General features: G+C 26.6%; 22 protein-coding genes and 1 riboswitch. Of the genes, 10 read left to right on the forward strand and 12 right to left on the reverse strand.

Features of this window, described 5'->3' with window-relative positions; all coding sequences use genetic code 11:
- Positions 1 to 7 precede the first annotated feature (7 nt).
- From AC4FRL_RS02980 to AC4FRL_RS02990, 3 genes are read left to right on the forward strand one after another with little or no spacing between them, the layout of a single operon-like run.
- A complete protein-coding gene (locus AC4FRL_RS02980) occupies positions 8 to 787 on the forward strand; it encodes an amino acid ABC transporter substrate-binding protein (protein WP_491138617.1) in 780 nt (259 codons plus the stop codon).
- Between the two features lie 18 nt (positions 788 to 805).
- Complete coding sequence (locus AC4FRL_RS02985) at positions 806 to 1,450, forward strand: amino acid ABC transporter permease (protein ID WP_491138618.1); 645 nt, start codon at positions 806 to 808, stop codon at positions 1,448 to 1,450.
- Positions 1,451 to 1,461: 11 nt separating this feature from the next.
- On the forward strand, positions 1,462 to 2,139 hold the full coding sequence (locus AC4FRL_RS02990; RefSeq protein WP_491138619.1) for an amino acid ABC transporter ATP-binding protein: 678 nt from the start codon (positions 1,462 to 1,464) through the stop codon (positions 2,137 to 2,139).
- A 51-nt stretch (positions 2,140 to 2,190) separates the two neighbouring features.
- Here AC4FRL_RS02990 and AC4FRL_RS02995 read toward each other — a convergent pair whose 3' ends face one another.
- Together AC4FRL_RS02995 and AC4FRL_RS03000 are read right to left on the reverse strand one after the other, a co-directional pair.
- The gene (locus tag AC4FRL_RS02995) at positions 2,191 to 2,862 is read right to left on the reverse strand and encodes a hypothetical protein (RefSeq protein WP_491138621.1); all 672 of its coding nucleotides are present in this window, start codon (positions 2,860 to 2,862) and stop codon (positions 2,191 to 2,193) included.
- 62 nt (positions 2,863 to 2,924) lie between these two features.
- A complete protein-coding gene (locus tag AC4FRL_RS03000; RefSeq protein WP_491138623.1) occupies positions 2,925 to 3,815 on the reverse strand; it encodes a YegS/Rv2252/BmrU family lipid kinase in 891 nt (296 codons plus the stop codon).
- 296 nt (positions 3,816 to 4,111) lie between these two features.
- On the opposite strand from AC4FRL_RS03000, the gene AC4FRL_RS03005 reads away from it, so the two are divergent.
- Complete coding sequence (locus AC4FRL_RS03005) at positions 4,112 to 4,651, forward strand: CDP-alcohol phosphatidyltransferase family protein (protein WP_491138624.1); 540 nt, start codon at positions 4,112 to 4,114, stop codon at positions 4,649 to 4,651.
- Positions 4,652 to 4,697: 46 nt separating this feature from the next.
- Here the strand turns inward: AC4FRL_RS03005 and AC4FRL_RS03010 are convergent, their stop codons facing one another.
- The 7 genes from AC4FRL_RS03010 to thiD all read right to left on the reverse strand — a co-directional run bounded on the left by AC4FRL_RS03010 (position 4,698) and on the right by thiD (position 12,967).
- Positions 4,698 to 5,039 carry a hypothetical protein gene (locus AC4FRL_RS03010; protein ID WP_491138625.1) on the reverse strand — a complete coding sequence of 114 codons (342 nt, stop codon included), beginning with the start codon at positions 5,037 to 5,039 and terminating at the stop codon, positions 4,698 to 4,700.
- A gap of 31 nt (positions 5,040 to 5,070) precedes the next feature.
- Entirely contained in the window at positions 5,071 to 6,366 is a 1,296-nt protein-coding gene (locus AC4FRL_RS03015) for a SpoVR family protein (protein ID WP_491138627.1), read from the reverse strand.
- A gap of 36 nt (positions 6,367 to 6,402) precedes the next feature.
- The gene (locus AC4FRL_RS03020) at positions 6,403 to 7,569 is read right to left on the reverse strand and encodes a YeaH/YhbH family protein (protein WP_491138628.1); all 1,167 of its coding nucleotides are present in this window, start codon (positions 7,567 to 7,569) and stop codon (positions 6,403 to 6,405) included.
- Positions 7,570 to 7,572: 3 nt separating this feature from the next.
- Positions 7,573 to 9,495, reverse strand: coding sequence for a serine protein kinase (locus tag AC4FRL_RS03025; protein ID WP_491138630.1), 1,923 nt, complete (start codon positions 9,493 to 9,495; stop codon positions 7,573 to 7,575).
- Between the two features lie 90 nt (positions 9,496 to 9,585).
- Positions 9,586 to 11,367: a DNA helicase RecQ gene (gene recQ / locus AC4FRL_RS03030; protein ID WP_491138632.1), complete on the reverse strand. Its 1,782-nt coding sequence runs from the start codon at positions 11,365 to 11,367 to the stop codon at positions 9,586 to 9,588.
- A gap of 144 nt (positions 11,368 to 11,511) precedes the next feature.
- Positions 11,512 to 12,141 (reverse strand): thiamine phosphate synthase, encoded by a 630-nt coding sequence (gene thiE, locus AC4FRL_RS03035; RefSeq protein ID WP_491138634.1) that lies wholly within the window; start codon positions 12,139 to 12,141, stop codon positions 11,512 to 11,514.
- Positions 12,142 to 12,172: 31 nt separating this feature from the next.
- On the reverse strand, positions 12,173 to 12,967 hold the full coding sequence (thiD, locus tag AC4FRL_RS03040) for a bifunctional hydroxymethylpyrimidine kinase/phosphomethylpyrimidine kinase (protein ID WP_491138635.1): 795 nt from the start codon (positions 12,965 to 12,967) through the stop codon (positions 12,173 to 12,175).
- 64 nt (positions 12,968 to 13,031) lie between these two features.
- Positions 13,032 to 13,143, reverse strand: a riboswitch (TPP riboswitch).
- Positions 13,144 to 13,259: 116 nt separating this feature from the next.
- On the opposite strand from thiD, the gene AC4FRL_RS03045 reads away from it, so the two are divergent.
- Positions 13,260 to 14,102, forward strand: coding sequence for a patatin-like phospholipase family protein (locus AC4FRL_RS03045; protein ID WP_491138636.1), 843 nt, complete (start codon positions 13,260 to 13,262; stop codon positions 14,100 to 14,102).
- A gap of 53 nt (positions 14,103 to 14,155) precedes the next feature.
- On the opposite strand, the gene AC4FRL_RS03050 is transcribed toward AC4FRL_RS03045, so the two are convergent.
- On the reverse strand, positions 14,156 to 15,169 hold the full coding sequence (locus tag AC4FRL_RS03050; RefSeq protein WP_491138638.1) for a LacI family DNA-binding transcriptional regulator: 1,014 nt from the start codon (positions 15,167 to 15,169) through the stop codon (positions 14,156 to 14,158).
- 217 nt (positions 15,170 to 15,386) lie between these two features.
- Here AC4FRL_RS03050 and mglB point away from each other — a divergent pair, with 217 nt between their 5' ends.
- The 3 genes from mglB (at position 15,387) to mglC (ending at position 19,072) form a co-directional block, all read left to right on the forward strand.
- Positions 15,387 to 16,457, forward strand: a complete 1,071-nt coding sequence (mglB, locus tag AC4FRL_RS03055) for a galactose/glucose ABC transporter substrate-binding protein MglB (RefSeq protein ID WP_491138640.1) — start codon at positions 15,387 to 15,389, stop codon at positions 16,455 to 16,457.
- Between the two features lie 67 nt (positions 16,458 to 16,524).
- A complete protein-coding gene (mglA, locus tag AC4FRL_RS03060; RefSeq protein WP_491138641.1) occupies positions 16,525 to 18,072 on the forward strand; it encodes a galactose/methyl galactoside ABC transporter ATP-binding protein MglA in 1,548 nt (515 codons plus the stop codon).
- On the forward strand, positions 18,044 to 19,072 hold the full coding sequence (gene mglC / locus AC4FRL_RS03065; RefSeq protein ID WP_491138642.1) for a galactose/methyl galactoside ABC transporter permease MglC: 1,029 nt from the start codon (positions 18,044 to 18,046) through the stop codon (positions 19,070 to 19,072). Before mglA ends, mglC begins: the two co-directional genes overlap by 29 nt.
- 40 nt (positions 19,073 to 19,112) lie before the next feature.
- On the opposite strand, the gene AC4FRL_RS03070 is transcribed toward mglC, so the two are convergent.
- The gene (locus AC4FRL_RS03070) at positions 19,113 to 20,135 is read right to left on the reverse strand and encodes an aldose epimerase family protein (protein WP_491138644.1); all 1,023 of its coding nucleotides are present in this window, start codon (positions 20,133 to 20,135) and stop codon (positions 19,113 to 19,115) included.
- Positions 20,136 to 20,359: 224 nt separating this feature from the next.
- On the opposite strand from AC4FRL_RS03070, the gene AC4FRL_RS03075 reads away from it, so the two are divergent.
- Both AC4FRL_RS03075 and galT read left to right on the forward strand, forming a co-directional pair.
- Positions 20,360 to 21,523, forward strand: a complete 1,164-nt coding sequence (locus tag AC4FRL_RS03075) for a galactokinase (protein WP_491138645.1) — start codon at positions 20,360 to 20,362, stop codon at positions 21,521 to 21,523.
- Between the two features lie 194 nt (positions 21,524 to 21,717).
- Entirely contained in the window at positions 21,718 to 23,214 is a 1,497-nt protein-coding gene (gene galT, locus AC4FRL_RS03080) for a UDP-glucose--hexose-1-phosphate uridylyltransferase (protein WP_491138647.1), read from the forward strand.
- A gap of 85 nt (positions 23,215 to 23,299) precedes the next feature.
- Here the strand turns inward: galT and AC4FRL_RS03085 are convergent, their stop codons facing one another.
- Entirely contained in the window at positions 23,300 to 24,955 is a 1,656-nt protein-coding gene (locus AC4FRL_RS03085; protein ID WP_491138648.1) for a nucleoside kinase, read from the reverse strand.
- Between the last annotated feature and the right edge of the window lie 50 nt (positions 24,956 to 25,005).

Genomic DNA, 25,005 nt, shown 5'->3' on the forward strand with positions numbered 1-25,005 from the left:
TTTATTTATGAAAAAAACATTATTTTTAACAATCTCTTTTTTAATACTTTCATTATGTTTTTTAGGTTGTTCAAAAAATAAAAGAACAAATCCTAAAGAAAAAAATGAAGTTATAGTTGGAATAGATGATACCTTTGTGCCTATGGGCTTTAGAAATGAAAAGGGAGAGCTTACAGGCTTTGATATTGATTTAGCTAAAGAAACTTTAAAAAGACTTAATTTAAAACCTATATTTCAACCTATAGACTGGTCTATGAAGGAGACTGAACTTAATAATGGAAATATAGACCTTATATGGAATGGATATAGTTTTACAAAGGAAAGAGAAAAAAAAGTTTCTTTCTCTAATTCTTACTTAAAAAATAGACAAGTTGTAGTAACCTTATCTAATTCTAATATAAAATCTCTAAAAGATTTAAAAGGCAAGACTCTAACAACGCAAGATGGTTCTAGTTCCCTTCATACTCTTTTTAAAAGGGAGGATATTCTAAATATTTTAAAAAATAAAGAAGCTGTGCTTTATGATAATTTTAATGATTGCTTTATGGATTTAGAATCTAAAAGAAGTGATGCTATTCTCTGTGATGAAGTTTTAGCTAAATACTATATTTCTAAAAAGAATCCTAAAAACTTTTATATTTTAGAGGAAGATTTAGGAGAGGAAAGTTATAATGTAGGTCTTAGAAAAAATTCAAATTTACTAGAAAATATAAATAAAACTCTAGAAGAAATGAAAAGAGATGGTACCTTTAATAAAATTTATGAAAAATGGTTTGGAAATAATTAAATTAAGGAGGTTTTTATTTTGAACTATATAATTTCTTTAATACCTTCAATTTTAGAAGGTTTAAAAAATACCTTAGGAGTGTTTATTTTAACCTTAATATTATCTATTCCCTTAGGAATTTTAGTTGCTATTTTTAGATTATGCAAAAATAAATTTTTTAATTATATATCTTACATATATGTTCTAATTTTAAGAGGAACCCCTCTACTTTTACAATTAATTTTTATATTTTTTGGACTACCTTTAATAGGAATAACTTTAGATAGATTTCCTGCTGCTATTATAGCCTTTACACTAAATTATTCTGCTTATTTTGGAGAAATTTTTAGGTCTGGTATTAAGGATATAGATAAAGGACAATTAGAAGCAAGTAAAATCTTAGGTTTTTCAAAGTTATTTACCTTTAAAAAAATAATATTACCTCAGGCCTTTAAAAAAATTCTTCCTTCTTTAGGCAATGAAACCATAACTTTAATTAAGGATACTTCTTTAGTTTATGTAGTTGGTATAGGAGAACTTTTAAGAGCAGGGAAAATAGCAAGTAATAGAGATACTTCTCTTATGCCTTTATTTTTAGTAGGAATTATTTATTTAATCCTTATAATAATTTTAACTTACCTATTTAATACTCTTGAAAAAAAATATTCTTATTATGAAAATTAGGAGGTTTTAAAATGATTGAAATAAAAAATTTAGAAAAATCCTTTAAAGGAAAAAAAGTTTTAAATAACATAAATTTAAATATAAAAGAAGGAGAAATAGTTACCTTATTAGGAAAATCGGGAGCTGGTAAAACAACTTTAATTAGAATTTTAAATGGCTTAGAAAAGTGTGATTATGGCGATATAACTATAGACTCTTTAAAACTTTGCAAAGATGGTATATATAAAGATTCTAAAGCTTTTTCCTTCTTACATAAAAAGGTTGGCTTAGTTTTTCAAAACTTTAATCTCTTTCCTCATATAAATGTTTTAGAAAATTTAATTTTAGCTCCTGTTAACAATTTAAAAATGCCCTTAGAAGAAGCTACTAAAAAGGCTAAGAATATTTTATGTAAACTTTCTTTAGAAGATAAAGCTTTTTCCTACCCTTTTGAACTATCTGGTGGAGAAAAACAAAGAGTTGCAATTTCAAGAGCTTTAATGCTAAATCCTAAATATTTATGTTTTGATGAACCAACCTCTGCTTTAGACCCTATTCTTTCTTTAGAAGTTTCTAAATTAATAAAGAAACTTTCAAAAGAAAATATAGGAATATTAATAATAACTCATGATTTAAACTTTGCAAAGGATGTTTCAAGTAAAATTATAAAATTAAATCAGGGAAACCTAGAAAAAAATTTTTTACCTTAAAAGATAAAGACTATATTAAAGTCTTTAAAAGATAAAATTTAATCTTAAAACTTAATATAGTCTTTTAAAAATTCTATTTTTCTTAAAGCTAATAAGTAAGTAACTTCCTAATATTCCTAAAATCAAATCACTTACTATATACCCATTTAAAAATTTCATCCCTAAAAATCCTAAAGAATTTTCAATTATTACAAAGGCTAAAATTACACTTAAAATAAAAAGTCCTCTTTTATCTGAATGACTTTCCTTTTCTAAAAAAATAAAAAAACCTAATAAAATTGATAATAATATTATAAAGATAGACTTTATAATGTTTTCTCCTAAAGCACTTACTAAGTACCCATAGTCTAAAGAAATTTCAAAATAAGTTCTAGAAAATCCTATAAAAAATATTAAAGATATTAAAATTAAAAAAGGCATAAACTTAAATATTTTAAATTCTTTTTTATCACTTCTAAGAAAAATAAAAAAAGCAATTAAACTTAATATAGGAATATAGATTATATCTAAAAAAACTACATATTTAAAAAGACTTATATACTCTTGCTTATTAAATACTGATAGCACTATTAAGGTAACTGCTTTTAAAAACTGTAAAAAAAATACTAAATATATAGTACCTTTTAATTTTTTAGGTGAATATTTATAATTTCCAACTAAATTATTTATAGCAATGAAAATTATAAGAAACAATATTGTGTAATAAATAAATCTTTCATTCATAAAGCCCTCCTAATTTATTTTTACCTTTCTTGTTTACATATTAATCTCATTACTATAAAGTATTATTTATCTTTACTATTTATTCCTAAAACTTGAATTCCATCTTTGATACATTGAACTCTTAAAGGAAAATCTGGTCCTCTCTCCCCATCTATATCTGTTACTATATCCTCATTAGATTCTATAAGAAGTTCATCTGTTTTTATGTACTCAATTCTAGAATCATTTAAGTGTTCTCCCTTTAAAACCTTTATAAACATAGGTATTAATTCTGGTATATGACAAGCTTTAAAAATTACTATGTCTAAAAGTCCATCTTGAACCTTAGCTTTTGTAGCTAATTTAAAGTTCCCAGCTGTTTGCCCATTAAAAACAAGCATTAAATATATAGGTTCATCAAACACCTTTCCGTTTGCTGTTATCTTAACCTCTAATTTTCTAAAATTAGGTATTTCCTCTAAGCCCTTTAGGTAATATGCAAGTTTTCCTATAGTATTTTTTAAATTTGTATCTGTTTTTTGAGACACATCTGTAAATAGTCCTGTAGATAATACATTTACAAAGTAATTATCATTAACCTTTCCTAAATCAACACCAACTGCATGAGAATTTAATATCTTCTCAACACAAGCTCCTGCATCTTGAGGCATCTCTAAATGCTTTGCAAAATCATTAGCAGTTCCAACTGGTATTATTCCTATAGGAATATCTAAACCTCTTTTTTTCATAGCATTTACAACAGTATCTATTGTTCCATCTCCACCTGCTATAAGTATGTATTCATAAGAGGAGTCTACAATATCAAAAGCATTTATAACATCTACTCCCCTTTGTATTCTATAAGGAACTATGGTGTATCCTTGTTCTTGATGCATAGTTATTATTTTATCAAGTTCTTTTAAAATAGCATTTTCTCCCGAATATGGATTATATATAAATCTTACCTTTTTCAATGTTTTTCCCTCCACTTTTAATTCTTTGTTATAAATAAATTAAATTGATATTTCCTTCAATTAATGGTATGATTTTTAATATATTATAAAACCCTGCAATATTATAAAATTATATCATTTGTTAATCTTATTGTCGATAATCTAGTATAAGTAATTAAATTTTGACTTATACTAAATTTATGAAATAATAATTATTTTTTTAATCTCATTAAAGTATATATTAAATTTAAAGTATATTTTTAAGATTTAACTTAGTATAATTTTATATTGTTAATATTTTTATTAGGAGTGATTATATGAGAAAAAGTAGTATACCAAATATATTTACTTTTATAAACCTATCTTTTGGTATATTATCATTATTACAAAGCTTTAGAGGAAACTATTTACTATCTGCAATATTTATAATTTTAGCTGGTTTAGTAGATAGATACGATGGTAGAGTTGCCCGTTATTTAAAGGTTTCTAGCGACCTTGGTAAAGAGTTAGATTCTTTAGCAGATTTAGTATCCTTTGGTGTTGCACCTGCAGTACTAACTTTCTTACGTTTCGGATTTTTTGACCTTGATTTTTCAGGATCACATATTATATTAATTATTATAGGATATGCTTTATTGCTTTGTTTCCCAATTTGTGGTGCTTTTAGATTAGCTAGATATAATGCAACACAATTTGATGGTGTTTTTAGAGGAGTACCTATAACTATAGCTGGAGCTGTAGTTGCTTTATTTATTTTATTATCTTTAGTAATTAATTTTAACATAATTTTCCCAATTGTAATTTTATTAATCTTTTCTTACTTAATGGTTAGTAATATTGAATTAAAGAAATTTTAATAAAAAGTCTACTTATGAAAAATTCATAAGTAGACTTTTTAATTTGCTATTCTCTATTAGAGTTTTCGAAAAGAACATCCTCTTGAACTTCAGTTAAAATTTTATCCTCTGAAACTTTTTCCATTATAAATTTAGACTTTAATTTAATGTATTTAATATAAGCTTCTTCATTATCCTTAATTACATCTAAAATTGAGTCAATAATTTTACCCATCTCATTTACTCTATCTAAAGCTTCATCTAAATCTCTTTTCCTAACCTTACATATATTATTTAACTCTCCTGTAGCTCCAACTAAAAGTCTATAAGTGTTTGCATAACTATTTAAAACAGAACTCAAACTATTTATTTCCTTAAAATGCTCTCTAAAAACCTCATTTTTCGCCATAAATTCTCCCCTTTACTTTTTAAATTTAAAATTATAAATCACAAGTAAATACTACATCTTTAAAATCTTTTCCTTTACTTTTTAAAACAACTTTTCCTCTCCATAAAAAATTTATATGTTCTAAAGTTTTTTTTGCATTTTTTGTTTCTAAATATCTTCCATCAAAAACATGTTCTAAATATAAAATCTTATTTTTTTTATCAACCTTCTCAACTCTTATATAGGGAATATTTCCCTTTCCACATCTATCTGAAATTAAATTTCTAATATCTTCCCAACCTAAATCATCTGATACTTCTTCTACGATATAATCAAAACCTCTTTTCCCATATTTAAAAAGATTAAGTTCTATACATAGTTCCCTAGTTAAATACTTTCTTATAAAAGATGCATCTCTTTCTAAAGTTCTAACTTTAAAAAGCTCCTCTTTTCCATACCTTTTTTCTATATCTTGAAAAATTTTAAATCCTAAGTAATAAGGGTTAATGCCATAACCTATAGGACAAACTATATCATTATGTCTTTTTAAAAATTCTAAATGCATTCCTTGATTTAAATTCAATTTTTTCAAAATATTATAATGCCAATAACTTGCCCAACCTTCATTTATTATTTTACTTTCAATTTGAGGATTAAAATAAAGGCTTTCTCTTCTAACTATTTCTAGAATATTTTTTTCCCATTCTTCTAAATCGCTATAATCTATTAAGAACTTCAATATATCATCATATCCATCAAAACAAATAACCTCATCGCTTTTAAATTCTTTTTCTTCTTCCTTTAAAACTTCTTTATTTAAAGACTTATATTCTTTTTTATTAAACTCTTTGCTTACTTGATACCTTATTGAATGAGCAGCATCTAAAATTTTTTCTACCCTTTCATAGCCTTTTTCTTTTATATATTTTCTTATTATATCTTCATTTAATTTAAACATTTCTAGGCTAGTAGAAGCCTTTGTTTCTTCTTTAAACAACCTATTATTTTTAAAAAAATCATTATGTCCATATACATGAGCCATAGTTAAAATTTGCAAAAGCAAATTATTGTTTTTCATTAAATAAGCTATGCAAGGATTAGAGTTTATAACTATTTCATAAGGAAGTCCCATAAGCTTTAAAGAATATAAAGTTTTATTTTTTTCATAAGCTTTTCCATAACTCCAATGAGGATATCTACAAGGCATACCTAAATAAGCCATGTAACTTAACATTTCTTTATAATTTATAATTTCAAATTCTTGATTATAAAAATCTAATCCTTCTTCCTTAGCTATCCCCTCTATTTTTTCACTAAAAAATCTTAAATCCTTTAAGGTATAATCCATATTTAAAGCCCCTTGTTAAATTTTACTTACTACTTATTATTCACCGTCCTCTTTAGATAGTATATATTTTATAGAATTCCACAACTCTTTCTTATCCTTTATCTTAACAGAAACAAATTTATCACTTTTTATTTCTTTTTTAAATCTGTAAAACATTGTTGTAGAATATGTTGAAGGAAGAAGCTCTATATAACCAAAAATATTACTTATCCTACAAATTTCTTCTACAGACTTCATAGCTTTTTCATTATCCTCGCTCCAATTATCCCCATCTGATGCATAAAAGGGATAGATATTCCATCTTCCTTTATCATACTTATTCTCTATTAACTCTATAGCCTTATTTATTCCTGAAGATATATATGTCCCTCCTGATTCGCCTTTATGAAAAAACTCATACTCGCTAACATTTTTAGCCTTAGTTGTATGGGATATAAATTCAAATTCTAAATTATTATATTTTCTTTTTATAAATCTAGATAAAAGGAAAAAAAATGACCTTGCTAAATATTTTTTTGTATTATCCATAGAACCTGATACATCCATTATAAATATCATAACTGCATTACTTTCTTTTTTAGGAGCCCTCTTTGTTTTATAATACCTTAAATCTTCCTCTCTAAAGGGTACTCTTTCTAAGAAATAATCTTTATCTTTTTCCTTTAAAATCCTTTTTCTTCCCTTAGCTCTAGCTATTTTACACATTGAGCTTTTCTTTTTTGAAATTCTTGATTTAATCCCATGCCTTTTATAGCCTCTTTTTTTATTTGATTTTTCTATATTTATTTCAGAATACTTCTTTCTATCTAAATTGGGTAAATTTAAATCTTCTATCATATATTCCATTATTTCTTCTAAAGTAATTTCTGTTTCATAAAAGTCTTGCCCTTCTTCATTTCCTGCCTTTTTATCAGAAATCGCCTTTCTTTTATCACTTGATATTCTATCTCCTCTTTTTTCTTCTCCATTTCCTGTTGTTACTCCCTTATTACCCTCTCCGAAGATAAACTTATATTCTTTTACTCCTTTAATCTGTATTTTATAAATCTTATTTTTATTTTCCTGTAAGATACTTTCCTTTGATAAAATATCTCCTAGATTTTCCTTAATTAGCTTTTCAACTAATTCTTTATGTCTTCTTTTATCTTCTAAGGCTCTATCATATTCTATATAATAATCTTCTATTCCTCTGAATATAGCCATATTTTAATCCTTCCACAAATTATTTGAAGCATATTTTAATATAACCTCACAACAATGAGGACAGTAACCTATTTTTTCAAGTTCTTTTACCATTAAATTATATTCTTCCTCCTGTCCTTTATCTCTTATTCTAGATTTTGTTACTATTCTAGATAAGTCCTTAACAGAAGAAGTAAGTTTCTTTTCAATAGCCTCTTTTAAAGGTTCATAAGAACTATAATCTATTTTCCCTCCATTTCTAACCATATAAAACATGTAAGATGTTACATCCTTTCTAAATCCCTTACAAGAAGCCTCTGATATGCCTATCTGTTCCTCAATACTTCTCATAAAGTCTTCATCTACCTCTAAGTCTTCCTTTGTTGTAAAATCTTTAATCTTTGTTTTATTTACATAGGCCTCTGCATTATCTATATAATTATTAAATAAACATTCAGCTTGTTCCTTAAAAGAATGAATAAAAGCCTTTGTTATTTCATCTTGAAGAATTATATTATATTCCTTTCTAACAATGTCCTTAATATATCCTAAATACTTTTTCTTTTCTTCTATATAAACATCCATATCCTTAATAGCTTTTATCAAACTATCCATAAGACTTAATGGATTTATACAGTTATGTTCTGCATTACATAAAGAATTATCTATAGCTTTTATTATAAATCTTGTTGAAATCCCCTTCATACCTTCTTCATTTTCATATTCTTCCTTAAGTTCTGAAATATCCACTCTATTTATACTTCCATTTTCTAAAACTTCAGAGCCATTATAAAGCTTTAACTTTGTCATTAAATCAACCTTACTAGAAGGTATTAATCTTGTTAATATAGCAAATATAGCTGCAATTTCCATGGTGTGAGGAGCTATATGGGCCTTAAAATTTGATTTTTTTAATATTTTTTCATAAATTTTAATTTCCTCATCAAGTTCTAAACAATAAGGAACTTCTATTTTAACTATTCTATCTAAAATAGCTTCATTTGTATGGTCTGCTTTAAATCTATTCCATTCCGCTTCATTTGAATGAGCTATTATAAGCCCATCAAAATATATCATAGCTCCCTTTCCTGGAGAAGGTATTAACTTTTCTTGAGTAGCTGTTATTATTGTGTGTAAATACTCAATATCATTTTTAAATATTTCAATAAATTCAACCAATCCTCTATTTCCTACATTAAAAGCTCCATTTAAAGAAAAAATTCTTGGGTCTTCCTCTGAATAAATATCCATTTTAGAAATATCAATAGACCCTGTTAAAATTGAGGTGTCTTGATTATTAGGGTCTACTGGAGGTACAACCCCAATTCCCTTTCTAGACCTTACAGAAAAATTTTTAGTTGTTACTGGAAATCTTTCATATTCACCGGAAAATTCTCTTAATAATCTTTCCTTGCAGACAGGACATAAATCACCTTCTATTTTAACTCCTAAAATCTTGCTAAATTCTTCTCTTAAATGCCTTGGTATTAGGTGAAGAGGCTCCTCATTCATAGGACATCCCTCTAAAACATATATTTCTTTTGAAAGCTCTAAAAGCTTTTTTATAGAATCTACTAAAGATGACTTACCTGCTCCTACAGGTCCTACTAAGTATAAAACTTGTCTTGCTTCTTCTCCATTCATTGATGCTGAATAAAGGTAGTCCATTACTTTCATAATAACTTTATCTATTCCATAAAAATTTTCCTTAAAAAAATTATATTTTTTTATCTTATCATTTCCATAGAGTCTTCTTATTTTTATATTTTCTTCTGGTTTCAATATTTCAAAGCCTTTTTCTAAAATAAGGTCATAAATTCTTTTATGAGAAAGTTTTATAATATCTTTATCATTTTTTATAATATCTAAATAATCAAGAAAGGTTCCTTTAAACCTTTGCTTATTATGTTTTTCCCTATCAACTTTTATAAGCTCCTTAAAATCCATTATAATCCCTCCTTTATCTTAAATATATTCTCTTTATGTTATGTTCTATGACAAAATATTCTTTTAAATAAAAAAGAAGCTAGTAAAAACCTAACTCCTTTTTTTATATCTATCATAATCTCTTAAAGTTGTAAGAATAAATGCACCATATTTTATTATCTTTTGTTCTCCAAGACCTCTTATATCCCTTAACTCCTCTTTACTTTTAGGATTTTTATTTATTATTTCCATAATCATAGAATCTGTAAAAACTATATAAGGTTTTATACCTTCTTTTCTTGATATATCCTTTCTTAAAATGCGAAATCTCTTAAAAAGTTCTAAATCATTGCAAATCTCCTCTTCTTTTTTGTTTACATTTAAGACTACCTTTTCTTCTCCTTTTAATATAGCTATTGATTTTCTGTTTAATTTAACCATAGAATATGTTCCTTTTCTTCTTTCTAAGGCTTTAATAGCTAAAAGTTCATTAATTATATCTTTTATGTATTTACTTGTATACTCTTTCATAATTCCAAAGGTAGATAACTCGTATAACTTATATTTTTCAATTTTTTGTCCATGTATCCCTCTTAAAATATCTATTAAAACACTCTCACCAAAAGATTCCTTTGTTCTATATATGCAAGATAATATTTTCTGTGCTTCTAAAGTCATATCAACTAAATCATTACTTTTTAAACAATTAGTACAATTGTTACAATACTTTATAGAATTTTCTTCTTCAAAATAATCCAAAATATACTTTCTTAAACATTTATCATAATTACAAAACTCTATAATTTTTTCAAGCTTTTTAAACTCTATATTTCTTCTTGAAATTTCTGTAGTAGAACTTATTAAATAATCCATTATTCTTATGTCCTTTTCAGAATAAAGAAGATAACATTTAGAAGCTCTGCCATCTCTTCCAGCTCTTCCTATCTCTTGATAATAATTTTCTATACTCTTAGGAAAAGTAGCATGTATTATAAACTTAACATCTGGCTTATTAATTCCCATACCAAAAGCATTTGTAGCTATCATTACATTTATATTATCTTTTAAAAATTCCTCTTGATAATAATTCTTTTCCTCCTCTTTTAAAGCACCATGATACTTTCCTACACTTTTCCCTCTATATTCTAAACACTTATAAAGTTCTTCAACTTCACTTTTAGTAGAACAATAGATTATTCCAGATTCCTCTGAATATTCACTTATAATTTCACTTATTACTTCTAATTTATCAACTTCTTTTAATACGTTTATTTCTAGATTATCCCTACTAAAACTTCCTTTATAAATAAAAGGATTTTTAAGACCTAAAAGAGCTATTGAATCTTTCATAACTAATTCTGTTGCAGTAGCAGTAAAAGCTGTAATAATCGGTCTTTTTTTAAATTTATCAATAAAAGGTCTTATTTTTCCGTAGCTTTTTCTAAAATCATGTCCCCAAATTGATACACAATGTGCCTCATCAACTACTACTTGTTCAATATTTGCCTTATTTATATTATCTAAAAAATATTTATTTTCTAATCTCTCAGGAGAAACATAAAGAAGCTTTATATCTCCTTTTATAAACTTTGAAATTATATCTTTTACACTTGAAAATTCTACTCCTCCACTTATATAGTCTGCCTTTATTCCTAAAGAATTTAAATTATCAACCTGATCTTTCATAAGCGATATCAAAGGAGAAATCACAAGAGTTGTCCCTTTAAAAATATAAGCTGGTATTTCATAACATAGGGACTTTCCTCCCCCTGTTGGCATTATGCAAAAAACATCATTTCCACCTAAAATTTTATCAATTACCTCTTCTTGCCCTTTTCTAAAGTTTCTATATCCAAAAATATTATTTAAAACCTTAAATTTCTCTCTTACCATATCCCTCTCCTAACTTTTAAGTTTTATAATTTAAATATTTTATATAAAAGAATTTAAATTATAAATATTATACTATAAATAAAATTTAAATAAAAAGAGATTCTAAAACTTAAGAATCTCTTTTAATTATTTCATCTTTTATATTTAATATTCTAAATTATTCATTATATTTAAAAATTCTCTACTTTTATTTCCTATATTATCACTCTTTAATAAAGAAGATATAACAGCAACACCATCTACATTTTCCAAAATTTCCTTGCTTAATTTATGAGTATCTATCCCGCCTATGCCATAAATAGGAATAGGAGAAACCGCTCTTATTTCTTTTAAGATTTTTAAATTTATTAAAGTTATATTCTCTTTACTACTACTTTTAAATAATGCTCCAACCCCTAAATTATCTGCTCCACCCTTAATAGCTTTTAAAGCCTCCTCTTTATTGTGTACTGTAACTCCTATAATTGAATCTTTAGGTAATATTTTTCTAGCTAATAAAATATCCATATCATCTTGCCCAATATGAACCCCCTTAGCATTTATAGCTAAAGCAATATCAATTCTATCATTTATTAAAAATAATGCCTTAAATTCTTCACAAAGCCTTTTTAATTCTAAAGCCTCTCTACACATTTCTTTAGTATTTTTATTTTTTGCTCTATACTGAACAATTGAAACTCCTCCTTTTAAAGCCTCTCTTGTTTTTTCTAAAAGCTCTTTAAATGTAAGGTTATAATCAGTTACTAAGTATAACTTTTTTTCTTTAAATCTCAATTTAAATCCCCCTATTTAAATCTCTTAAACTTTAATAAAATTTGTGAAAATGATGCAAAGGACCTATTCCTCTTCCAAGTTCTAAGCTATTTTTTATTGATTCTGTAACATAAATTTTTCCAAGTTTTATTGAATTATAAAGGTCTATTCCCTTAGCTAAATTAGCCGTAATAGCTGATGATAAAGTACAACCTGTTCCATGAGTATTTTTTGTAATTATCCTTTTTTCTCTAAAAAAAGTAAATTCCTTTCCATCATATAAAACATCTGTAGCTTCTCCCTTTAAATGCCCTCCCTTAATTAAAACATTTTCTACTCCTAATTTTTTAATAAGATAAGCTGCTCTTTTCATATCTTCTAAATTAGATATTTTTATCCCTAAAATTTCTTCAGCCTCTGGTATATTTGGAGTTATTAAAGTTGATATAGGTATTAAATTTTTTATTAAAATACTTTTAGCCTCCTCTTCTAAAAGCTTAAATCCATTTTTTGATATCATAACAGGATCTAAAATTATTTTAGGTAAATTTCTTATTTCTTTTAAGGCTTTATTTATTGCCTTAATCGACTCTTTTTTATAAACCATCCCTATTTTTATAGCATCAACATTTATATCTTCAAAAATAACTTCTATTTGTCTTTTTATAATACTAGGATTAATATCCATAACCTCAAAAACTCCCATAGTATTTTGAGCCGTTATTGAAGTTATTACACTCATTGCATAAACTCCATTTGCAGAAAATGTCTTTATATCACCTTGTATACCTGCTCCTCCTGAACTATCTGACCCTGCAATTGTTAATGCATTATATAATTTATACATATTATCTCCTTTCAATAAAAAAAGCATATATAAGCCATAAGCTTATATATGCTAAAATTAAATACACTAATATCTTAGGCTTCCCTACGCTAGAATTATCTATATCAGGTTAAAGGGTCAAGAAATTTAATTTCTACTCTCAGCTAGATATAAAACTAGCTCCCCTAGCAAATTTATAAAATTATATTCCAAATAATATCATATATTCAATTATTTATCAATAACTCCTTTTGAATTTATTTTATATAAGTACTATAATTTTAATATATGATAAACTTTAGGAGGAAATTATATGGTTAGCTTAATTTTAGAAGGAGGAACTTTTCGCCCAATTTTTAGTGCTGGAGTTATGGATGCACTTCTTGATAATAATATAACCTTTCCCTACTGTATTGGAGTTTCTGCTGGAATAACTAATGGTTTTTCATACTTTTCTAATCAAAGGGGAAGAAATATTGAAATATTAAAAAAATATAGAAATGATAAAAGATATTTAGGTTTAAATAACATTTTCAAATGTAGAAGTATTTTTGGACTAGATTTTGTATTTGATGAATTAGCAAATAATCTTTATCCTTACAACTTTGATAATCTTTTAAATTACAAAGGAGAGATTTTAGTTGGAGTTACTAATGCAAATACAGGTAAAACTGAATATTTAAATGGAAAAATTAAAGATGATAAATATATGGCTTTAAGAGCAACCTGCGCTATTCCACTTTTATTTCCGCCTATAAAAATAAATGGAAATGAATATTATGATGGTGGCTTATTAGACCCTATCCCAATAAAAAAAGCTATAGAAGATGGAAATGAAAAGCACTTAATAATACTTACTAGACCAAAAAGCTATAGAAAGACCTTGAAAAAAAGTAATAAATTAGCTTCTAAAATAGTAGGCTCTAAATATCCTAAATTAAAGGATTCTTTTTTAACAAGACATATAAAATATAATGAAACAGTAAGATTTTGTGAAGAATTAGAAAAGCAAGGAAAAGCTATTATAATAAGACCAGAAGAAAAGGAAGCTATTGAAAGTTTTGAAAAGGACATAAATAAATTAGAAGAAGCTTATTTATGTGGTTATAAAGCCTGCATAAAGAATATAGAAAAAATCAAAGCTCTATTCAATTAGGGACAAATAAAAGAGACTTTAGTAAAACTTTTAGTCTCTTTTATGGTATTAAATTATATTTCTCTACAACTTTCTCTTTTTATTAACTTAACAGGTAAAACTATTTTTTTTGATATTTCCCGTTCTGTTCTCATTCTTTCTAAAAGAGTATCAACAGCAATATTCCCCATATGCTCCGTAAAAACTTTTACAGTTGTCAAAGAAGGAGTTAAAAATTTAGCAGTACATATATCATCAAAACCTAATATACTTATATCTTCAGGTATTCTTAACCCTTTTTCAAATATTGCTTTATAAGCTCCTATAGCCATAGGATCACTAGCTATAAAAAATGCTGTAGGAAGATTTTTTTCTTTTAATATTTTTTTCATAAGTTCATATCCATGTTCTGGTAAAAATTTTCCTTTTAAAACCCATTCCTCTCTGTAATTGCCTATTTTCTCCATATATTCTTTAAAAGTTTTTTCTCTATAATTAACCTTCTTAATAGGTTCACTTCCATTATGAGTAACAGATTCCCCTCCTAAATATCCAATATCTTTATGACCTAAAGATGTTAAATAATCTAAAGAAAGCTTTACTCCATACTTAAAATCTACAACTACAGAATCATATTTCCATTCATCAGGAGAAGAATCTACAAAAATTATGTTTTTAGATAATTTCTCCATTATGTTTATTTCTTCCTCATTAAATATACCAATTGCTAATATTCCATCTAAATCTCTATATTCTTTAGTTCCTTCATTTATAATCTTTTGAAAATCTATAGGTTTAAATTTAATTTTTTCTTCATTACATTTCTTTTCCACAGCCATTCTAATCGAAAGAAAATATGGGTCATTTAATTCCTGTATTTCTGTATACCAATAAACTATACCTATAGTATAATTTTTCATCTTACTTCTTCTCTCTTTTACAGGTATATAATTTAATTCTTCTGCTATTTCCATTACCTTTTTTCTAGTTTCTTCAGATACGTTAAGAGTTTCATCTAAATTTAAAACTCTAGATACAGTAGCTATGGAAACACCAGCACTTTTTGCAATATCTTTAATAGTAGCCACATAATCACTCCTTACTTTTCCTAGTTTATATTATATATTTTTTTACTAAAATGTTCTAACATTTTATTTGTATAATATATAAATTTTAACTGAACAAATATAAAATAATACTTTATTTAATTTTTTTTAACAAATTTCTCTTGTTTAATTTCCATAATATGTTATAATTTACTTAAAATTACATCAAATTTTCTAGTAAAATAAGGGAGGATATATTATGAAAAAGAAAGGGTTAGCACTTATTTTAATTTCAGCTTTAACTATGGGAACATTAATCGGCTGTGGAGGTGGCGCTCCTTCTAATACTAATGAATCATCTACTGAAGCTCAAAAGGAAAACGATTTACCTAAAATAGGAGCAACAATTTATAGCTTTGAAGACAACTTTATGTCTTACCAACGTAGAAATATAGAAAAACTTTCTGAAGGACAAGCAGAATTACTTATGAATGATTCTCAAAATAATCAATCTAGACAAATAGAACAAATAGATACTATGATTGCTAAAGGTGTTAATATTCTTGCAATAAACTTAGTAGACCCTAAATCTGCACCTACAGTTATAGATAAAGCTAAGGCAGAAAATCTACCTGTTGTATTCTTTAATAAAGAACCTGATGAAGCAGCTATGCAAAGCTATGATAATGCTTGGTATGTAGGAACTACTTCTGAGGAATCTGGAGTAATACAAGGTGAAGTAATGGCTGAAGGTTGGAAAGCTAATCCTAACTGGGATAAAAATGGAGATGGAAAAATTCAATATGTAATGCTTAAAGGAGAACCAGGACATCCTGACGCAGAAGCACGTACTAAATATTCTATTGAAACATTAAATAAGGCAGGAATAGAAACTGAAGAATTAGCTATGGATGCTGCTATGTGGGATTCAACAAAGGCAACTGAAAAAATGGATGCTTGGATTGCTAAAAATGGTGATAATATAGAAATGGTTATTTGTAATAATGATGGCATGGCTCTTGGAGCTATATCTTCTCTTGAAAAAGCAGGATATTTAGATGGAACTCCTGAAAAATATGTTCCTGTATATGGTGTAGATGCAATCCCTGAAGCACTAGATAAAATTAAATCTGGAAAAATGGCAGGTACAGTACTAAATGATGCTAAAAATCAAGCTAAGGCCTTAGTAGAATCTTGTATGAATTTAGTAAATGGTAAAGAAATAACTGATGGAACTGAATGGAAACTTGATGATAAAAAATCAATTCGTGTTCCTTATGTAGGTATAAATAAAGATAATATAACTATCGCTGAAGATTCATATAAATAATCAAAATTTAAATGGGATATATCAAATATTTGATATATCCCTCTTAATAAAGCAGGAGGTAAAAAAGATGAAAAACTCTTCAAACCTTTTAGAAATGCGAAATATCTCTAAAGAATTTCCTGGAGTAAAAGCCTTAGATAATGTAACTTTAAAAGTAAAATCAGGCTCTGTTCATGCTTTGATGGGAGAAAATGGTGCTGGTAAATCCACCTTAATGAAGTGCTTATTTGGAATATATCACCCAAATTCAGGAGAAATTTTTATTTCTGGCCAAAAGGTACAATTTAAAAACTCAAAACACGCCTTAGATAATGGAGTATCTATGGTTCACCAAGAATTAAATCAAGTTAGAGAAAGAAATGTAATGGATAATCTTTGGCTTGGTAGATATCCTAAAAAGGGATTTTTTATAGATGAAAAGAAAATGTATGAAGAAACAGAAAAAATATTTAAGGACTTAGATATAAATGTAAATCCTAAGGATAAAGTTTCTAATTTATCTGTTTCCCAAATGCAAATGGTTGAAATAGCTAAGGCTGTTTCATATAATTCTAAAATAATAGTAATGGACGAGCCTACTTCTTCTTTAACTGAAAAAGAAGTAAATCATCTTTTTAGAATAATAAATAAACTTAAAAAACAAGGTATTAGTATAATTTATATTTCTCATAAAATGGAGGAAATATTAGAAATTTCAGATGAAGTTACCATAATGAGAGATGGTAAATGGATTGCTACTGAAAAATCCTCTGAACTTACTATGGATTTAATAATAAAACTTATGGTGGGAAGAGAACTTACTGATAGATTTCCTAAAAAGGATCATACTCCTAAAGAAACAATCCTGGAAGTAAAAAATCTTAGTGATAAAAAACATGAACTAAAAGATGTTTCTTTTGAACTTAGAAAAGGTGAAATTTTAGGAATTGCAGGACTAGTTGGTGCTAAAAGAACTGAAACATTAGAAACTCTTTTTGGTCTTAGGGAGAAAGAAAAAGGTGAAATTTTACTTCATGGAAAAAAAGTAGATAATAGTAGACCTTTTAAAGCTATGAAAAATGGTTTTGCTCTTGTTACTGAAGAAAGACGTCAAACTGGAATCTTTGGGAATCTGCCAATAGATTTTAACTCTATAATAGCTAATATAGATAATTATAAAACCCCTTCAGGACTTTTATCAAATAACAGAATTTCTAAAGATACAAAATGGGTTATAGATTCAATGAAAGTAAAAACCCCAAGTCAAAAAACATTAATAGGTAGTCTATCTGGTGGAAATCAACAAAAGATAGTAATTGGAAAATGGCTTCTTAGAAAGCCTGAAATTCTCCTTTTAGATGAACCTACTAGAGGTATAGATGTTGGTGCTAAATTTGAAATATATCAACTTATAAATGAACTTGCAAAGGAAGATAAAGGCATAATTATGGTTTCTTCTGAAATGCCTGAACTTTTAGGTGTCTGTGACAGAATACTAGTTATGAGTAATGGAATGGTTTCTGGCATAGTTGATGCAAATGAAACAACTCAAGAAGAAATTATGCATCTATCTGCAAAATATCTATCAGTATCAGGAGGAGTTATAAATGGAAATCAAATCAAAGAAAAAGTTTAATTTTAATACACAATGGCTTATGAATAATGCTATATATATTGTTTTACTTGTTTTATTAATAGGAATTTGTATTATTTCACCAGATTTTTTATCAATAAAAAACTTTATTAATATATTAAGCCAATCTTCATCTCGTATAATAATAGCTCTTGGAGTTGGTGGTATACTTTTAACAGCAGGTACAGACCTTTCAGCAGGTAGAACAGTAGGTCTTTCCGCTGTAGTATCAGCTTCTTTACTACAAGCTGGTGATTATGCCTATAAAATGTATCCTAATTTACCTGAACTTCCTATATTTCTTCCTATTTTAATAGCAATGATTGTTTGTGGAGTTGTTGGTCTTATAAATGGATTAGTTGTTTCTAAATTTAATGTGCCTCCTTTCATAGCTACTTTAGGAATGATGACAGGAATATATGGTATTAACTCAATATATTTTGATAGACCTCCTTATGGTGCTATGCCAATTGGTGGACTTAGTCAATCTTTTAGCAATTTTACTCTTGGCTCTATTCCTATTTACGGCAATATAAAAATTCCTTATTTAGTTATATATGCACTTATTGTAATTGCTGTAATTTGGACTTTATGGAACAAAACAAAATTTGGTAAAAACCTTTATGCTATAGGTGGTAATAGAGAAGCTGCTGTAGTTTCTGGAGTTAATGTAATGAAAACACTTTTACTAGTTTATATGTTAGCTGGAGTTCTTTATGGTTTTGCAGGAACCTTAGAAGCAGGTCGTGTTGGTAGTGCTACTGCTAGTACTGGTGAAATGTATGAATTAGATGCTATAGCTTCTTGTGTTGTTGGTGGTGTATCAACTGCTGGTGGTGTTGGAACAGTTCCAGGAATCGTAACTGGAGTTTTAATATTCCAAGTTATAAACTATGGCTTAGCTTTCATAGGAGTAAGTCCTTATTTACAATTTGTTATAAAAGGCTTAATTATAGTATTAGCTGTAGCTCTTGATATGAGAAAATATATGAAAAAAAATTAACAAAAAATGTATGGAAGAATATTCTTCCATACATTTTATTTTATAATATACTAAATTCAAAGGATGTATTTTGAGTATATTTATTTCCTGCTTTTAAAACTATATAATCTAAAAAGCAATCATCATAGCCTATTGGTAAAGATTGTGTTTCAAAGCATATACCATCATGCTTTTTAGCAACCTCTCCTTTATCTAAAGGTAATTCATCAGGAAAATTCATTGAATAACAAACCACGGCTTTTTGGTCTGTTTTAACCTTCATAACTCTGCCTGAAACTTCATCTATAAGCATAGCATCATAATCTGATTTTTTATTTAAAACCCAAGGATGGTCATAGCCTGAACCTATTTTTAATTGAACATCCTCTTTATATATATCCTCTCCAATTTTTTTAACCTCTCTAAAGTCAAAAGGTGTTTTTTCCACAGGTAATAAGTTCCCCGTAGGAATTAAATATTCATCTAATTCACAAATTTTATCTGCATCTATAAAAAGTTTTTCATCTAATACAGTTCTTTTACTATTTCCTGATAAATTAAAATAAGAATGATTAGTTAAGTTTACAATCGTATCCTTATCTGAAATCGCTTCATATTCTACAGAAAGCTTTTCCCCTTGTAAAATATAATTTACTGTAGTTTTTAAGTTTCCAGGAAAACCACCTTCTCCATCCTTACTAAAATAAGTAAAGGTAGCTATTAACTTATCTCCTTCTTCTTTATAAGAATAATCCCATATTTTTTTATTAAAACTATGTTCTCCTCCATGAAGACAGTTACCATTATTATTTTTGTCTAAATTATAAGTTACTTCATTTAACTTAAAAGAAGCTCCTCCTATTCTTCCTGCAACCCTACCAACTATAGCACCTAAACTTGATGGATTATTTATATAATTTTCTTCTTCTTTATAAGTAAGAACTATATTCTCCTTAACTCCTCTTTTATCCTGTACACATAGTCTTTCTAAAGTTGCCCCTACATTTAATAATTCTAAAGATATCTTTTCATTTTCTAAAAGTATTTTACTTATTTTATCATTAATTTTACTTTCTTTAATCAAATTATTCACTCTCCTCTCATATTTATAAGTAAATTCTAACAAGTTAAATTGTATTTTTCAACAAGTTTAACCTTTTAAAGCGCCTATTTTAGACAATGATAATAATAAGTATATATTTTAAAATAAATTAACAAAAAGTTAGTAAAATTTTTAGTAAAACATTTGATTTTTACCTTCTGTAATCGTATAATTAAATTACAGATTTTCTATTTCGGAGGTATAAAATGGAATTAAATAAACTTAAATTAGATTTTATAAATAAATTTGGAGAACAACCTGAAGCTTTATTTTTCTCACCAGGAAGAATAAATCTTATAGGAGAACATATTGATTATAATGGAGGCTTTGTTTTTCCTTGTCCAATAACTCTTGGAACTTTTGCTGCTGCAAGTTTAAGAGAAGATAAAATTTTTAGAGCTTACTCTCTTAACTTTGAATCTCTTGGAGTAATAGAATTTTCTTTAGAGGATTTATCATACAAAAAAGAAGATAATTGGACAAACTACTTAAAAGGAGTATTAAAAGTTCTTTTAGAAAAAGGATATAAAATAGATAAAGGATTAGATTTGCTTATATACGGTAATCTTCCAAATGGTGCCGGTCTTTCTTCTTCAGCTTCTTTAGAAATGTTAATTGTAAAAATATTAGATACTTTCTTCTCACTTAACATTTCAAAAGTAGATGCAGCACTTATAGGTAAGGAAGTAGAAAACACTTATATAGGTGTAAATAGTGGTATAATGGACCAATTTGCAATTTCTTTAGGAGAAAAAGATAAGGCAATTTTATTAGATTGTAATAGCTTATACTATGAATATGTTCCTTTAAACTTAGGAGATAACTCAATAATAATAATGAATACTAATAAAAGACGTGAACTTGCAGATTCTAAGTACAATGAAAGAAGAAAAGAATGTGATGATTCCTTAGAAATATTAAAAAAATATGTAGATATTTCTTCTCTTTGTGAATTAGATTTAGATGAATTTGAAAAGTATAAAGATAAAATAAATGACCCTATTAAAGCTCGTAGATGTTATCATGCTATTTCAGAAAATGAAAGAGTAAAAGAAGCTGTAAAAGCTTTAAAAGAAAATAACCTTGAGCTTTTTGGAAAACTTATGAACCAATCTCATATATCTCTTAGAGATGACTATGAAGTTACAGGTAAAGAATTAGATACCTTAGTAGAAAATGCTTGGAAACAACCTGGTGTTTTAGGTGCTCGTATGACTGGTGCTGGTTTTGGTGGTTGTGCTATAGCAATAGTTAACAATAATAATGTAGATGAATTTATAAAAAATGTTGGACAATCATATAAAGATGCTATAGGCTATGATGCTTCTTTCTATGTAGCATCTATAGGTAATGGTCCTACTAAGCTTTAATATAATTTTTAGCTGTATCAAAATATATTAAGCTTAAAATATTTTAAAATATATAAATAATCATTATAAGCTAAATTAAATCCCTTAAACATATTATAAAAATTTTACTAAAATGCAGTAAATTAAATATATTTTAAGCTTATAAAAATATATTTTGATACGCTCTCTTCAATTTAATTAAGGAGGATTTTCCAATGTATAATTTAAATGCTTTAATAGATAGATTAATAGAAATATCAATAGAAAATAATCTTATAGAAAATATGGATAATATATATGTTAGAAATAGACTTCTTAGTCTATTTAATGAAAATTCATATACTCCATGTGAAGAAAAACTTAATCTTACTCTTCACGAAACTTTAAATGAACTAATAAATATTGCTATAGAAAAGAAAATTATAGAAGATGCTTTATATGCAAAAGATATATTCTCTAGTGATATGATGAATATATTCTTACCAACTCCTTCTATAATAAATAAGGAATTTTATAAAAAATACCATATTTCACCTAAAGAAAGTACAGATTATTTTTATTCTTTAAGCAAAAGTTCAAATTATATAAGAACTGATAGAATAGCTAAAAATATAAGTTTTAAAGCACCATCTAAATACGGAGTTATGGACATTACAATAAACTTATCAAAACCTGAAAAAGATCCAAAAGAAATAGCTTTAGCAAGAAATTCTGTTAAAAGTAATTATCCAAAATGTTTATTATGTATTGAAAATGAAGGCTATGAAGGAACAGTAACTCATCCTGATAGAGCTAATCATAGAATGATTAGATTAAACCTAAATGATAAAACTTGGATGCTTCAATACTCTCCTTATCTTTATTATAATGAGCATTGTATAATTCTTTCAGAAAATCATACTCCTATGAGAATAGATATTTCTACATTTAAAAATCTATTAAGTTTTGTAGATAAATTCCCTCATTATTTTGCAGGTTCTAATGCTGATTTACCTATAGTTGGAGGCTCAATCTTATCTCATGAACATTATCAAGGAGGAAATCATAGATTTCCTATGAATGATGCAGAAAAATTATTTGATTTTTCTTTAAATGCCTTTAAAGATGTGGAATGTGAAGCTATTAAATGGCCTATTTCTACAATAAGATTAAGAGGTGAAAATATAGATTCTTTAGTTTTAGCCTCTGATTTAATATTAAAAAAATGGAGAGATTATTCTGATGAAGCTTTAGGAATATTAGCCTATTCTAATGAAGAAAGACATAATACAATAACTCCTATGGTAAGAAAAGAAAAGGGTAAATTCGTAGTTGATTTAGCTCTTAGAAATAATAGAACTTCTAAAGAGCATCCTCTTGGAATATTCCATCCTCATAGTGAAGTGCATCACATTAAAAAGGAAAATATAGGTTTAATAGAAGTAATGGGACTTGCTGTTTTACCTGGAAGACTTTTAAAGGAACTTGAAACAATAAAAGAATACTTAAAAGATGAAACATCCTTAGATAATATTGAAGATTATCATAGAACATGGGCTCTTGAACTTAAGAAAAAGTTTGATTATTTAAAATCCTCAATAGATTTAAATGACTTTGTAAATAAAGAATTATCAAATAAGTTCGTAGCTGTTTTAGAACATTGTGGTGTGTTTAAACTAAATGAAGAAGGCTTAGAAGGCTTTAAAAGATTTATAAAAATACTTAATAGCTAAAAAAGATGTATCAAAATAGATAAATACTATTTTGATACATCTAATTTTTTTAATAAACTACTTAAAAATTCAATAAAAACTTATATTAATATTTATAAAAACAACTTCCTCCTATAAATTCTCTCAAAATTGAATTTTCTGGTACCCTTTCTTCCTTTACATCTACAAAAAACTTTAAGGTATTTATTAATCTTTTAACTTCATAATAAACACTACTATTTTTATCTACCCTTTCTAACTCTTTTAAAGCATACTCTTTTAAAACTGCTAGTTCATATACTAAAGTTGAGTTAAACATAACATCAGCCTCTTCTTGATAAACAAATATATTCTTTTCCTCTCCTCTTTTTATAGAACTCCACATTTCTAAAGTTTGTTCAGCTCCATATCCTCTTGACAATGAATCTCTTACTATACGTCTTATTTTTCTTACATCTGTAGTCGGTATTCTATTATGATTATCTAAATTTAATTGAGTTAAAGCAGATATATAAATCTTAAACTTATTTTTTAAGCTAATTTTTTCTGTAAGTTTTGGATTTAATCCATGTATTCCTTCTATAACTAAAACACCATTAGTAGGAAGCTTTATTTTATTTCCTAACCACTCTCTTTCTCCAAGCTTAAAATTATAAGAAGGTATTTCAACCTCTTTCCCCTCTAAAATATCATAAAGATTTTTATTAAATAAATCTAAATCTAAAGCATTTATAGATTCAAAATCTGGTTTTCCTTCTTCATCTAAAGGAGTATGAAGTCTATTTATGAAATAATCATCTAATGATATAGCAATTGGAATGTATCCATTAACTCTAAGTTGTATTGAAAGTCTTTTTGAAAATGTTGTTTTCCCTGATGAAGAAGGACCTGCAATTAAAATAATTTTAACATCTTTTCTTTCACTTATCATATCTGCTATTTGGGCTATCTTTTTCTCATGCAAAGCCTCTGAAACTCTTATTATATCTTCTTTATCCTCTCCTATTAATTTATAATTTAAAGAACCTACATCTGGTGTTCCTAAAATATTTAACCATCTTTCATTTTCTCTAAATACACTAAATAACTTCTTTTGTTCCTTAAACTTTGGAACTATGGTTGGATTTTTATAACTTGGAACCATAAGTATAAATCCAGGATTATGATATAATAAATCAAAATACTTTAAAACACCAGTTGAATAGGCCATATCTCCATAAAAATAATCATATCTATCCTCTAATTTATATAAATTCACATACTCTTCCTTAACCCAATTTAACAAATCAACCTTATCTTTCATTTTATAAGACTTAAATATATCAATAGCCTCTTTTTTAGGCATCTTTATCTTTTCTATTACAATATTTTTATTAATTAATTCTATCATTCTATTTTTTATCTTTAATACATCTTCTTTATCTAACGCCTTTTCTTTGTGAATCTCTCCAAAGGTTCCTTTACTTATAGAATGTTCTATATTTATTCTAGCTTCTTTAAATAAATCTAAAGTAGCTTTTATAAAAACAAATTGCAAAGTTCTACTATAGGCTATTTTTCCCTCAGGATTAGAAATATCTATAAACTCTAAAGGTCCTTCATTATTTATTAAATCAGTAAATTCATAATATCTATTTCCTTGTTTTACTAAAGTTATAGGAACCTTTTCATTTATATAATCTTTTCCTAAAAGCTTTTCATATCTATCTCCCTTATTTATTATAAATTCCTTTCCCTTTAAAAAAACTTTAAATTTCTTCATAACTACCCTTCCTCTCTACTTATAAGAAACCTCATTGTTATTATACACTT

It is taken from the genome of Clostridium sp. TJA032 (assembly GCF_058310275.1).